Source organism: Rhizobium sp. Leaf341, from assembly GCF_001424325.1.
Classification (GTDB): Bacteria; Pseudomonadota; Alphaproteobacteria; order Rhizobiales; family Rhizobiaceae; genus Ferranicluibacter.
In genome coordinates this window covers 163,329-175,565 of the sequence record NZ_LMPE01000003.1, presented here as the reverse complement: position 1 = coordinate 175,565, position 12,237 = coordinate 163,329, and the positions used below count along the sequence as shown (strand labels likewise).

Here is a 12,237-nt window from a genome sequence, read left to right as displayed (position 1 = left end):
TCGGGGACGTGCGGGGTGCAGGACAAGGTCGCCCGGAGATCGGTGCGGGAGGTCGTGCACGCCGCCGACCTCTCGGCACCCGTCCGGGGATGTCAACAGTTGACGTTTACGTAAAAATCAATAATTTGACGACCGGCGCGGTAGACGACGAGCAGGCGCCGGCAACGGCAGGAGGCTTTCATGTACACATCGCCCGTGGACGACATTCTGTTCACCCTCAAGCACATCGCCGGTCTCGAGGGCGATGCATCCGTCGATGCCGACATCGTCGATGCCGTGATAGCGGAGGCGGGGCGCTTCTGCGATGCGACGATCGCGCCGGCTGCGGCACGCGGCGACAAGGAAGGCTCGCGGCTTTCAAACGGCGAGGTCCGCTCGCCGACCGGGTGGCCGGAGATCTACCGCGCCTGGGCCGCCGCCGGCTGGAACGGGCTTGCCGCACCGGTGGAGATCGGCGGGCAGGGCCTGCCGCACCGTCTGCAGATCGCCGCCATGGAAATCTGGAACGGCGGCTCGATGGCGTTCGCGCTCGCGCCGATGCTCACGGCCGGCGCGGCCGAGGCGCTGGCCACCCACGGATCGGACAGTCTGAAGGCCCGCTTCCTGCCGAAGATGGTCTCCGGCGAATGGACCGGCACGATGAACCTCACCGAACCCCATGCCGGCTCGGATCTGGCCACGCTGCGCACGCGCGCCGAACGCCGCGACGATGGCACCTACCGGATTTTCGGGCAGAAGATCTACATCACTTGGGGCGAGCACGACTTCACCGACAACATCGTTCATCTCGTCCTCGCCCGCCTTGCCGATGCGCCCGAGGGAACGCGCGGCATCTCGCTGTTCCTCGTTCCGAAATTCCTCCTAAACGAAGATGGCAGCCTCGGTGCGCGCAACGACCTCTTCTGCCATTCGATCGAGGAGAAGCTCGGCATTCACGCCTCGCCGACCTGCACGATGATCTATGGCGACGGCCGTTTCGGCGCGGAAGCCGGGGCCGTCGGCTATCTGATCGGCGAGGAAAACCGCGGGCTCGCCTGCATGTTCACCATGATGAACAATGCCCGGCTCGCGGTGGGCGCCCAGGGCGTCGCCATGGCCGAAGCCGCCACCCAGGCCGCGCTCGCCTATGCGCGTGAACGTCGGCAGGGCAAGGCTCCGGGCGCGGCCACGGCAAGCCCGATCATCGACCATCCCGATATCGCCCGCACGCTGCTGACGATGAAGGCGCTGACCCAGGGTGCACGGGCGATCACCTATCTCTGCGCCGAAGCGGTCGACCGCGCCCATCAGGCCGGTGCCCATGCGGATGAGACCCGTACCAGTGAGACTGGTGCCAGTGAGACTGGTGCCAGTGAGACTGGTGCCAGTGAGACCGGTGCCAGTACGAGCGGTGCCAGCCAAAGTGCGCACACCGAAGCCGGAAAACGCCACTGGCAGGATCGCGCGGCGCTCCTGACCCCGATCGCCAAATCCTTTCCGACCGATGTGGGCGTCGAGGTTGCCTCGCTCGGGATCCAGGTCCATGGCGGCATGGGCTTCGTCGAGGAGACCGGAGCCGCGCGCCTGCTGCGCGATGCGCGCATCGCCCCGATCTACGAAGGCACCAACGGCATCCAGGCCATCGATCTCGTCACACGCAAACTGCCGCTCGGCGACGGTGCCCATGTGCGCGGTCTCATTGCCGAACTCCAGGCCACGATCGACGCCCTGCCAACGGACGTCGACGCCCCCTGGGGCACGACGGCGTCGCGTCTCGGCGCGGCCGTCGGCACCCTGTCCGAGGCGACGACATGGCTCCTGTCCGAACTGGCGGCCGGGCGCCCGGCGACGGCGCTCGCCGGTGCCACGGCCTATCAGCGCCTGTTCGGGCTGGTTCTCTCCGGCCTGCTTCTCGCCAAGGGCGCGGCCAGCGACGCCGAGGACGGTCGCCAGGCGCAGCGTGTCGCGCTGGCGCGGTTCTTTGCCGAAAACCTGCTCGGTGAAACCGCCTTTCTGGCCGACGCCATTCTTCACGGCGCCGACAGCCTCGCGGCTGCGCGCATCGCGCTGAACTGAGATCCCGCCATGACCGACGAGACCATCCTCATCGAGCGACCGGATACCGCCGTCCGCGTCATCCGTCTTCATCGTCCGGAAAAGAAGAACGCGATCACGCGCGCCATGTATCTGGCGATGACCGATGCGCTGGCGGCGGCCGAGGCGGAGGACGAGGTGCGCGTGATCGTGTTCCTCGGGACGCCCGGCTGCTTCTCCGCCGGCAACGACATGGCCGATTTCGCGCAGATGGCCATGAGCGACACCCTGGGCACGGAGGTCCTGGGCTTCCTGCGCGCGCTGGCAACGGCGCAAAAACCGCTCGTCTCCGGTGTCGATGGCCTTGCGATCGGCATCGGCACGACGCTCCATCTCCATTGCGACCTGACCGTCGTGTCGACCCGGACCCAGCTGCGGACCCCGTTCGTGGATCTGGCTCTTGTCCCGGAAGCCGCATCCAGCCTGCTCGTTCCCCGGATTGTCGGCCACCAGCGCGCCTTCGCGCTGCTCGCCGCCGGCCTGCCGATCGCGGCCGAAGAGGCCGTCGCCGCCGGGCTTGTCTGGAAGGCTGTCGCGCCGGAAATGCTGGAACAGGAAACGTTTGCCGCCGCCGCGCTGCTCGCGGCCAAGCCGCCGCAGGCGCTGCGCATCGCCCGGCAGCTCCTGCGCGGCGACAGCACGGAAATCCTTGCGCGTATCGACATCGAGGCGGAGCATTTCGCCGCCCGTCTGAAGAGCACCGAGGCGCAGGCCGCGTTCATGGCTTTTCTCGCGCGGCGCTGACGAACACCCCAGGCGCGACCATCGGGAGCGCACGGGCACGAGCACATGGGCATGGGCACATGGGCACGGGCGCACGATGGCGAAAAGGCCGACAGCCCTCAGCGGGTCAGCGTTGCCACGGCTTCGACATGGGCTGACCAGAGAAACTGGTCGACCGGGGTAACGGTGGTGACGCGATACCCGCCTTCGATGAGGATCGAGAGATCGCGCGCCAGCGTCTGCGGGTTGCAGGACACGGCGACAACGGTCTTCACCGTCGAGCGCGCCAGTTCGCGGCATTGCGCCTCGGCTCCGGCACGCGGCGGATCGAAGACGACGGCGTCGTAGACCTTCAGTTCCGAGGTCATCATCGGCCGGCGGAAAAGGTCGCGCTTCTCGATGCTGACGGGCTTCAGTCCCTGCGTGTTGCGGGCGGCGAAATCGAGCGCCTTCAGCGCCTTCTCCTCGCTTTCCACCGCATGCACGCGGCCCTTTCGCGCCATGCGCAGGGCAAAGGTGCCGGTCCCCGCAAAGAGATCCGCAATGCGCTTGGCCTTTCCGAGATGCGCCAGCACCAGCTCCGCCATCGCCGCTTCGGCAACCGCACTCGCCTGCGCAAAGCCGCCGGGCGGCGGCGAGACCGCGATGCCGTCGAAGGTGAGAAGCGGCTTCAGCGGTTCCACGATCGTCTCGCCGTTGACGGCGAGCCGGGCGATGCCGCGCAGCTTGAGCACGGCTTCGATCGCCTGCTGGCGGTGCCTGTCGGACAGCGCCTTGATGCCGTCTGCGGCCAGATCGAGCCCGGCCGCCGTCTCCAGCACGGTGATGCGAAACGGCTCGGCACTGGCCGCAAGCGCTGCCGCGACGATGCGGATCGTTGCCAGCCGCGACACGATGCCGGGGCTGGCAATGGGACATTCCGTAATGGCGACGATATGGTGGCTTTCCGCCTGGTTGTAGCCGAGCAGCAGCTCCTTTTCGGTGCGCCGCGCGGTGAAGACCGTGCGTCGGCGCTCGCCGGGGCGGGCGATCACGAGCGGTGCGACCTCCGTCTCGATGCCGCGCGCGCGCAGGGCGTCGACGACGATCTGCCGCTTGAACGCGTTATAGAGGTCGTCGCCGGCATGCTGCAACGTGCAGCCGCCACAGGTGCCGTTCTCGCCCTCCGGTCCGAAATGCCGGCAGGCGGGCGCAACGCGGTCGGGCGAGGGCGCGAGCAGCGACATCACGGTGCCCTGCTGCTTGTTGACGGCCAGCGTCACCCGTTCGCCGGGCAGGGTGAAGGGCACGAAGACCGGCCCGGTCTCGGAGGCGACGATGCCGTCGCCCTGCAGGCCGAGGCGCTCGATGGTCGCGGTTTCCGCGCTCATGCCGTTTCCTCTGCCGCGTCGTCGTCCGTCTCGGCGTCAGCGTCGGCATTGTCGTCCAGCGGCTTGCGGCCGGCGAGCAGGAACTCCTCGTTGCCGTCGCCACCGGCGATCGGGGAGGGGATCAGACCGAGGCTTTCCCAGCCCATCTCCTCCACCAGCCAGCGCTCCAGCTCGGCGGCAACCTCCGGCGCGGTCGAGGGGTCCTTGAGAAGCCCCGCTTTGCTGACGAAGTCGCGGCCGGCTTCGAACTGCGGCTTGACCAGAAGCAGGCACAGGGCGCCGGGCACCGCAAGGTCGAGCGCCGGGGGCAAAGCGAGCTTCAGCGAGATGAAGGACACGTCGGACACGACCATCCCGATCTCGCGATCGTCCAGATGCTCCTCGTCGAGAACGCGTGCATTCAAGCCTTCGATGTTGGTCACGCGCGGATCGGCCGCAAGCCGCGGATGGAACTGGCCATGGCCGACATCCACCGAAATGACATGGGCGGCGCCCGCATGCAGCAGCACCTCGGTAAAGCCGCCGGTGGACGCGCCGATATCCAGGCAGTCCAGCCCCTCCGGCGACAGCGCGAAATGATCGAGCCCAGCTTTCAGCTTCAAGGCAGCGCGCGACACATAGGCCTGGACCGGATCGTCGATCTCGATCGTCACATCCTCGGGAAAGGTGGAGCTCGGTTTGGTGACGACACGGCCGTTCACCCGCACGGTTCCGCGCTGCACCGCGTCGCGTGCGCGCGACCGGCTGGCGACGAGCCCGAGGTTGAGAACGAGCTGATCGAGGCGGACGGTGGTTTTCGGTTCGTTTGACATGGCGCATGTCATGGCGCGTCAGCGCGCGGCTGACAAGCCTTTTGCGCGATCCGGGGACAAAGCCTCATCCCTGTCGCCCGAACGCGTGCAGCGGTTTCGCGAAACGACATGCATCAAAACAAGACGCTTTAGCTTGCGCCGGCTCCGCGGCGTCGCCCGAAGCGTCGGAAATCAGCTCGCAGCGCCGCGGCCGACGCGCTTCTGGCCGAGCGCGCGGAACACGGTCGAGACGATGCCGGCCCGGTCGAGGCCCGCCTGGGCATACATGGCGTCCTGCTTCATCTGTTCCATCCAGATATCCGGCAGCACCATCGGGCGCACCTTCAGGCCGGCGTCCATCAGCCCCTCGAGCGCGAGGAACTGGAGCACGTGGCTGCCGAAGCCGCCGACCGATCCTTCCTCGATGGTGATCAGGACTTCGTGCTCGCGCGCGAGCCGCCGGATCAGGTCGTGGTCGAGCGGCTTGGCAAAGCGCGCATCGGCCACCGTGGTGGAGAGCCCGGCAGCGTCGAGATCCTCGGCGGCCAGCAGGCAGTCCGCAAGCCGCGTCCCGAAGGAAAGGAGCGCAACCTTGGTGCCTTCCTTGACGATGCGGCCACGGCCGATCTCGAGGATCTCGCCCCGAACCGGCATGTCGATGCCGACGCCTTCGCCGCGCGGGTAGCGGAAGGAAATCGGGCCCTCGTCATAGGCAGCGGCGGTGCGCACCATATGCTTCAGTTCCGCCTCGTCGGCGGCTGCCATCACCACGAAGCCGGGCAGGGCGGCAAGATAGGTCGTGTCGAACGAGCCGGCATGCGTCGGTCCGTCGGCGCCGACGAAGCCGGCACGATCGATCGGGAAACGCACGGGCAGGCCCTGGATCGCGACGTCGTGGACCACCTGGTCGTAGCCGCGCTGCAGAAAGGTGGAATAGAGCGCCGCGAACGGCTTCAACCCTTCGGTCGCAAGCCCGGCTGCGAAGGTGACAGCATGCTGCTCGGCGATGCCGACGTCGAAGATGCGGGTGGGATGGGCGAGCGCGAACTTGTCGAGCCCGGTGCCGGCAGGCATGGCGGCGGTCACGGCGACGATCCGCTCGTCCTCGTTGGCTTCCTGCACCAGCGCTTCGGCAAAGACGGCCGTGTAGGAGGGCGCATTGGGCTTGGCTTTTGCCTGCGCGCCGGTGATGACGTCGAAAGTGTTGACGCCGTGATACTTGTCGGCCGCAGCTTCCGCCGGCGCGTAGCCCTTGCCCTTCTGGGTGACCACGTGGATCAGCACCGGACCATGGGCATTGTCGCGCACGTTGCGCAGCACCGGCAGCAGGTGCTCGAACGAGTGCCCGTCGATCGGCCCGATATGGTAGAAACCCATTTCCTCAAACAGCGTACCGCCGGTCACGTAGCCGCGGGCATGCTCCACCGCGCGGGTGATGGCGCGGTCGACCGACTTGCCGAGATAGGCCGTGAGCTTCTTGCCCAGTTCCCGGAACCCCATATAGGTCCGGCCGGAGGCCAGACGCGCCAGATAGGCGCTCATGGCGCCGGTCGGCGGCGCGATCGACATGTCGTTGTCGTTGAGAATGACGATCAGCCGGGCGTCCAGCGCACCGGCATTGTTCAGGGCCTCGTAGGCCATCCCGGCCGACATCGCCCCGTCGCCGATGACGGAGATGACGTTGCGCTTCACGCCCTGGAGCTCCGAGGCGACCGCCATGCCGAGGCCGGCGGAAATGGAGGTGGAGGAATGGGCGGCGCCGAAGGGATCGTAGGGGCTTTCCGCCCGGCGGGTGAAGCCCGACAGGCCGCTTTCCTGACGTAGCGTGCGGATGCGGTCCCGGCGTCCGGTCAGAATCTTGTGGGGGTAGCACTGATGGCCGACATCGAAGATCAGCCGGTCGTGCGGCGTGTCGAACACCTTGTGGATGGCGAGCGTCAGCTCGACCACGCCGAGGCCGGCCCCGAGGTGGCCGCCCGTCCGCGACACCGCATCGATCATTTCGGCCCGCAGTTCTCCGGCGAGCTGCGGCAGATCCTTGTCGTCGATGGCCTTGAGGTCCCGGGGTAGGTTGACCTTGTCGAGAAGCGGCGTCGACGGCGGGGTGTTCGGTTGGGTCACGCTGTCCTCATACCCGCGGTCATTGAAGGGCCGCGATGGAAATCATTCGCAAAAAGGCCTCTTAATCGCAATTTGCGGGAATTGCAAAAGCCTGTCGCTGCACGTCCTGCACAGGAGCGGGACGTGAAAGCCTGCCTGCTGGACGTGTCCGAAAGGCCCTGCAGCGGGGCGGATCGTCCGTCCTCTCCGCTCCCGAATCTGCGTCAGGCGTGCCGGGAAGGATACCGGAACCCCCGTCTCGATCCTACAACAAACTTCGCGCCCGAAAGTTCGGTGCGCGATGCATATGCGCCTCTCCGTCTCGCCCCGGTGCACGGCACCCGTGCACCGCGTCAGCGCGCTGTTCGTCAAGCGCGTGCGGCCTGCGTCCGGCGCATGATGCCGACGGTGGCAAGCCAGAGCACGACGCCGATGGCCAGAAGGACGCCGGCGATGAGATACTGAACCGGGTCGCGTCCGGTCCAGGGACCGGCGAGGAAGGTGCAGGTCAGCGCGCCCAAAACGGGAAAGACCGTGGGGATGCGGAAGTGCGGATGGGCGACCGTGTCCTTGCGCAGCACCAGGACGGCGACGTTGACGATGGCGAAGACGCCGAGCAGCAACAGCGCCGTGGTGCCGCCAAGCTGGGGCACGCCGCCCGCAAAGACGAGCAGGCCGACGGCCAGCAGGGTGGTAAAGCCGATGGCGATGTAGGGCGACTGGCGTCCGTGATGCACGCGGCCGAGAACGGCGGGGATGACGTCTTCCCGCGCCATGCCGTAGAGCAGCCGGCTCGCCATCATCATGTTGATCAGCGCGGAATTGGCGACCGCGAGCATGGTGATCACGCCGAAGATGCTGAGCGGAAAGCCGGGCGCCCCCGCCTGGATCACTTTCAGGAGCGGCGTCTCGCCTTCGCTGAGCTCGGCAGCCGGCACCAGCGTGATGGCGGCGATGGAGACGAGGACATAGATGAGGCCGGTGATGAGCAGGCCGGTCAGCAGGACCTTCGGGAAGATCCGGCTCGGATCCTTGCATTCCTCCGCCATGTTGACCGAATCCTCGAACCCCACCATGGCGAAGAAGGCAAGCGTCGTCGCACCGATGACCGACCAGAACACGCCGCTGTCGCCGGCCGGCGTGAACGTCGTGATGCGCGATACGTCGCCCTGACCGTGAAAGATCGCCCAGAAGCCGATGCCGATGATGATCAGCAGGCCGGTGAGCTCGATCATCGTCAGGCCGACATTGAGCTTCACGCTCTCGCCGACGCCGCGGAAATTGATGGCGGCGACCAGCCCGAGAAACAGGACTGCGATCAGGACGACCATGGCGTTGCCGACGTCGAGCCCGAGCGCCGCGGTGAAATTGGCCGAAAACGCCCGCGCGGCCGTGGACGCCGAGGTGATGCCCGACGACATCACGGCAAACGCGACGATGAAGGTCAGGAAATGGACGCCGAAGGCCTTGTGCGTGTAGAGCGCTGCCCCGGCCGCCTTCGGATACTTCGTCACGAGCTCGAGATAGCTGAAGGCCGTGAGCAGCGCGACCGCGAAGGCGATAAGGAACGGAAGCCAGACGATGCCGCCGACCTTGCCCGCGACCTGTCCGGTCAGCGCATAGATCCCCGTGCCGAGGATATCGCCGATGATGAAGAGCAGCAGGAGCGCCGGCCCCATGACGCGCTTCAGTTCCGGTTGCGTCGCGTGTCTGTCCTCAACCGACATCGAAAATCCCCTTCTCCCTTGGATCTTGTGCCAAGACACATAGCTCGACCGCCGGCGAAGGAAAGATGCATCCTTGCGCCGCGCCCTGTTGGAAATGCGAGCGCGGGTTGTGATGATCGGCGGCCGCGACTCGCCAGAGATGGGCAGGCGGGCGGGCAGGCGGGACGGACAGGCGAGACCGTCTGCATTCAAGGTTTTCGTAAGGCTTCTCGGATAAACAGGCCGTGTGACGCGGCGACAGGCGCGAACGGTGGCCGGATGTCCGGCAGGTAAACGGGGTTCGATCGCGATGCTCACGACGCTGACAGACCTGTGCCGGCAGACGATGCGCAGCGCCATTGCCGACGACGACGATCTGGTGGAGCGGGGCCTGAACGCCAACCGTGCGCTCGCGCTGATCCGGCTGTTCTGGCTGAGGACCGGCATCGAGCTCGACGTCAACATCTTCTACCGTCATCGCACGCCGCGCGCGATCGTCGATGCCATCGCGCAGGATCGTCTGCAGATGGACGACAAGATCCTCCTTCTGCGCGCCGGCGACCGCGCGCGTCCGCTCTTCCTGTTTGCCGGTGGCGTCAACTGTTTCCTGGAAACCCAGGACCTCGTGGATGCGATGGCCTTCGACGGTGCGATCTACGGCATCACGCTGACGGATTTCGGCCGACCGGCGAGCCATCCGCCGGAGGTCGCCGACGAGGTCGCGCTGGCCTATCGCGCCCTGAAGGAGATCCAGCCGGTGGGGCCGTATCGGCTGGCCGGCTATTCGTTCGGGGGCATCCTCGCGCTCGAGCTCGGGCGGCGGCTGCGGGCCGAAGGCGATGGTATCGACACGCTGATGCTGCTCGACCCGCCGCAGAACGATCACAGCTGGCCTTGGCCTCTCTGGGCCGGGCTGATGCGCCGGACCGTCATGCGCCAGGCGCGCTCGGTGCTGGCCAAGCTCTCGGCACGGATGCGGCGTCGACGGCGCTCCGCAGAGGCATCCTGCGAGACGCCGCGCGATAGCGGCGGCCTGTCCCTGCGCGACGCCGTGGCGGCGGCCGCCTTCCGTCACAGCCCGCCCCGTCGGGGCCATCAGTTTTTCTTTCGCTTTTCCGATCCGCGCACGCCGGACTACCCGTTAAGGGCGCCGCAATGGGCCGGCGACTACGTGCCCGGCTATGATGCCCGTGCCCGCCAGCTGCTGCAGATGAAGGGGCTGTATCGTCCGCGCATCTATGACGGGCCGCTCCTGTTCATCGCCTCGACGTCGGGCTCGCCGATCGATTGCGATGCCGTGCGCATCTGGAAGCCCTATCTGCCGAACGCCGCATGGACCGTCTCATCCGGCAATCACCTCAGCATGATCGTCGCGCGCAACGCCCGCAAGCTCGCCGCCCTGACGGACCGGCATCTGCAGCCCGCCAACGCGCCGTCGTCCGATCGTCAGCCATCTGCGGACGAGGGCAGCGTCGCCGCCTGATCGCGTCAGGCGCCGTCGAGCGGCTCGACGCCCTGCGGCTTGCCGGTCCGGTCGAGGCGGATCTTCTCGATGCGGTTTTCCGCCGCGTTGAGCAGGGCCTCGCAATGCTTTTTCAGAGCTTCCCCGCGCTCGTAGAACTCGATCGACCGGTCGAGCGCCACATCTCCGCGCTCGAGCGCCGAGACGATGGATTCCAGTTCCTCGACCGCCCGTTCGAAGGAGAGCGATGCCACGTCGGCAGGGGTGGCCGTCTGGGCCGGTCCGTCGGCCGGCATCTGCGTGCGTGCGTCGTTTGCCATGTCGGTCATCCCCTCATCAGGCGCTGGATATGCAGGCCCGCCGATTCGGCGAGCCCCACGAGGTCATAGCCGCCTTCCAGCAGGCTGACGATGCGGTTCTCGGCATGCTTGCCGGCGATATCGAGCAGCCGTCCTGTCGCCCAGTCGAAATCGTCGCCGACGAGGTTGATCTGGGCCAGCGGATCGCGGTGGTGGGCGTCGAAGCCGGCCGAGATGATCACCAGATCCGGCTGGAAACGCTCGAGCGCCGGCAGGACGCGGGATTTGAACGCCTCCCGGAAATGCTCGCTGCCCGTATCGGGCGAGAGCGGCGCATTGACGATGGTGTCGTGCCGTCCAGTTTCGTCCTTGGCCCCGGTGCCGGGATAAAGCGGCATCTGGTGCGTCGAGCAGAAGAGCACGGACGCGTCGTCGTAGAAGATGTCCTGCGTGCCATTGCCGTGATGCACGTCCCAGTCGACGATCGCCACGCGCTCGGCGCCGTGCACGCGCTGGGCATGGCGCGCGGCGATGGCGGCATTGTTGAAGAAGCAGAAGCCCATCGCCTTCGTCTTCTCGGCGTGATGGCCGGGCGGCCGCGAGGCGACGAACACATTGTCCGCCTTGCCGGTAAAGACGGCATCCACCGCGGCCACGGCGCCGCCGATCCCGGTGAGGGCGGCCTGCAGGCTGGCGGGGCTCGCATGCGTATCGGCCTCGAAACTGTTGATGCCCTCTTCGGGGATCACCGACATGACCGCCCGCAGATGCTCTTCCGGATGGGCGAGAAGCACGAGATCCTCGTTGCCCTGCGGCGCTTTCAGCCGCACGAGGTCCGAGAACCGGTCATGCTCCAGCGCCAGATTGAGCGCCCGCAGCCGGTCCGGCCGCTCGGGATGACCCTCGGGCACCTGATGCTCGAGGAAGATGGGATTTTCAAAGAGGATCGTTGTCATGCGCGGCAAGCTACCGCAAAACGCGGCAGACCGGAACCGGTTTCGGGATAAAATAACCAAGCATATTGAGCAGGTTAGAACATGGTCCGCAGCGACGGGAGGCTGCGGCCGGCATATGCGGCCGGCATGAGCGGCAGGCAGCAGGGACGGGCGCCCTGCTGCCTGCGCACCCTGCGACATGTGCGCCCGGGCGTCAGGTCCGCTGCGGCAGCAGCGGGTAGCCGACCAGCACGGCACGGGCGGCAAGGGCCGCGATGCCGGCCTTGAGAACGTCGCCGGGCAGGAAGACGGCGTTTGCCGAGAGCGCGGCCAGGAAGTCCATGCCCGTGCTGCGGGCGAGCCAGATCGTGCCCATGAGATAGACGACGCCGATGCCGCCGATCATCGAGGCCAGCAGAAAGCCGGCGATCTGGTGCACGCCGGCCTGGCCCTCGCGCACGATCCGCTCGGCGATCAGGCCGGTGACGAAGGTGCCGACGACCCAGCCCGCGATGTAGCCGGCCGTCGGGCCGGCCAGGATGGCAAGGCCGCCGCGACCGCCCGAAAGCACGGGCAGGCCGACGGCCACCATGAGAATGAGGAGGAGATAGGCGAGCGCGCCGCGCTTGGCGCCGATGATGCAGCCGGCCAGCATGACGCCCATGGACTGGGCGGTGATGGGCACCGGCACGAAGGCGAGCGTGATCGGCGGGATGATGCCGAGAACGACGATGACGGCCGTAAACAGGGCGATGAGAACCAGGTCGCGTGTGGACAT

Annotated in this window: 10 protein-coding genes; 3 read left to right on the top strand and 7 right to left on the bottom strand. The window is 67.1% G+C overall.

The genetic code is table 11. The features are described from left to right. Positions 1 to 180 precede the first annotated feature (180 nt). Together ASG03_RS02475 and ASG03_RS02470 are read left to right on the top strand one after the other, a co-directional pair. Positions 181 to 2,055: an acyl-CoA dehydrogenase gene (locus ASG03_RS02475; protein WP_062691969.1), complete on the top strand. Its 1,875-nt coding sequence runs from the start codon at positions 181 to 183 to the stop codon at positions 2,053 to 2,055. Between the two features lie 9 nt (positions 2,056 to 2,064). Beyond that, complete coding sequence (locus ASG03_RS02470) at positions 2,065 to 2,817, top strand: crotonase/enoyl-CoA hydratase family protein (RefSeq protein WP_062691968.1); 753 nt, start codon at positions 2,065 to 2,067, stop codon at positions 2,815 to 2,817. A 98-nt stretch (positions 2,818 to 2,915) separates the two neighbouring features. Here the strand turns inward: ASG03_RS02470 and ASG03_RS02465 are convergent, their stop codons facing one another. The 4 genes from ASG03_RS02465 to ASG03_RS02450 all read right to left on the bottom strand — a co-directional run bounded on the left by ASG03_RS02465 (position 2,916) and on the right by ASG03_RS02450 (position 8,784). Next, positions 2,916 to 4,166 carry a class I SAM-dependent RNA methyltransferase gene (locus ASG03_RS02465; RefSeq protein ID WP_062691967.1) on the bottom strand — a complete coding sequence of 417 codons (1,251 nt, stop codon included), beginning with the start codon at positions 4,164 to 4,166 and terminating at the stop codon, positions 2,916 to 2,918. Continuing rightward, a complete protein-coding gene (locus ASG03_RS02460) occupies positions 4,163 to 4,978 on the bottom strand; it encodes a TlyA family RNA methyltransferase (RefSeq protein WP_062691965.1) in 816 nt (271 codons plus the stop codon). The genes ASG03_RS02465 and ASG03_RS02460 overlap by 4 nt, the downstream gene beginning before the upstream one ends. Before the next feature lie 171 nt (positions 4,979 to 5,149). After that, the gene (dxs, locus tag ASG03_RS02455; RefSeq protein ID WP_062691962.1) at positions 5,150 to 7,078 is read right to left on the bottom strand and encodes a 1-deoxy-D-xylulose-5-phosphate synthase; all 1,929 of its coding nucleotides are present in this window, start codon (positions 7,076 to 7,078) and stop codon (positions 5,150 to 5,152) included. A 347-nt stretch (positions 7,079 to 7,425) separates the two neighbouring features. Then, on the bottom strand, positions 7,426 to 8,784 hold the full coding sequence (locus tag ASG03_RS02450) for an APC family permease (RefSeq protein ID WP_062691961.1): 1,359 nt from the start codon (positions 8,782 to 8,784) through the stop codon (positions 7,426 to 7,428). Between the two features lie 289 nt (positions 8,785 to 9,073). Between ASG03_RS02450 and ASG03_RS02445 the strand changes: the two genes are divergently transcribed. Further along, positions 9,074 to 10,246: a thioesterase domain-containing protein gene (locus ASG03_RS02445; protein ID WP_062691959.1), complete on the top strand. Its 1,173-nt coding sequence runs from the start codon at positions 9,074 to 9,076 to the stop codon at positions 10,244 to 10,246. A gap of 5 nt (positions 10,247 to 10,251) precedes the next feature. On the opposite strand, the gene ASG03_RS02440 is transcribed toward ASG03_RS02445, so the two are convergent. From ASG03_RS02440 to ASG03_RS02430, 3 genes are all read right to left on the bottom strand, one after another. Continuing rightward, positions 10,252 to 10,521 (bottom strand): exodeoxyribonuclease VII small subunit, encoded by a 270-nt coding sequence (locus ASG03_RS02440; protein WP_062472113.1) that lies wholly within the window; start codon positions 10,519 to 10,521, stop codon positions 10,252 to 10,254. Positions 10,522 to 10,550: 29 nt separating this feature from the next. Next, entirely contained in the window at positions 10,551 to 11,480 is a 930-nt protein-coding gene (locus ASG03_RS02435) for a histone deacetylase family protein (protein ID WP_062472110.1), read from the bottom strand. A gap of 193 nt (positions 11,481 to 11,673) precedes the next feature. Beyond that, positions 11,674 to 12,237 carry a biotin transporter BioY gene (locus tag ASG03_RS02430; protein WP_062469515.1) on the bottom strand — a complete coding sequence of 188 codons (564 nt, stop codon included), beginning with the start codon at positions 12,235 to 12,237 and terminating at the stop codon, positions 11,674 to 11,676.

Excerpts from the sequence above, each read along its gene's own strand:
- ASG03_RS02475 (WP_062691969.1), top strand. The coding sequence starts at position 181 with ATGTACACATCGCCCGTGGACGACATTCTGTTCACCCTCAAGCACATC.
- ASG03_RS02470 (WP_062691968.1), top strand. The coding sequence starts at position 2,065 with ATGACCGACGAGACCATCCTCATCGAGCGACCGGATACCGCCGTCCGC.
- ASG03_RS02465 (WP_062691967.1), bottom strand. The coding sequence starts at position 4,166 with ATGAGCGCGGAAACCGCGACCATCGAGCGCCTCGGCCTGCAGGGCGAC.
- ASG03_RS02460 (WP_062691965.1), bottom strand. The coding sequence starts at position 4,978 with ATGTCAAACGAACCGAAAACCACCGTCCGCCTCGATCAGCTCGTTCTC.
- ASG03_RS02450 (WP_062691961.1), bottom strand. The coding sequence starts at position 8,784 with ATGTCGGTTGAGGACAGACACGCGACGCAACCGGAACTGAAGCGCGTC.
- ASG03_RS02445 (WP_062691959.1), top strand. The coding sequence starts at position 9,074 with ATGCTCACGACGCTGACAGACCTGTGCCGGCAGACGATGCGCAGCGCC.
- ASG03_RS02440 (WP_062472113.1), bottom strand. The coding sequence starts at position 10,521 with ATGCCGGCCGACGGACCGGCCCAGACGGCCACCCCTGCCGACGTGGCA.
- ASG03_RS02435 (WP_062472110.1), bottom strand. The coding sequence starts at position 11,480 with ATGACAACGATCCTCTTTGAAAATCCCATCTTCCTCGAGCATCAGGTG.
- ASG03_RS02430 (WP_062469515.1), bottom strand. The coding sequence starts at position 12,237 with ATGTCCACACGCGACCTGGTTCTCATCGCCCTGTTTACGGCCGTCATC.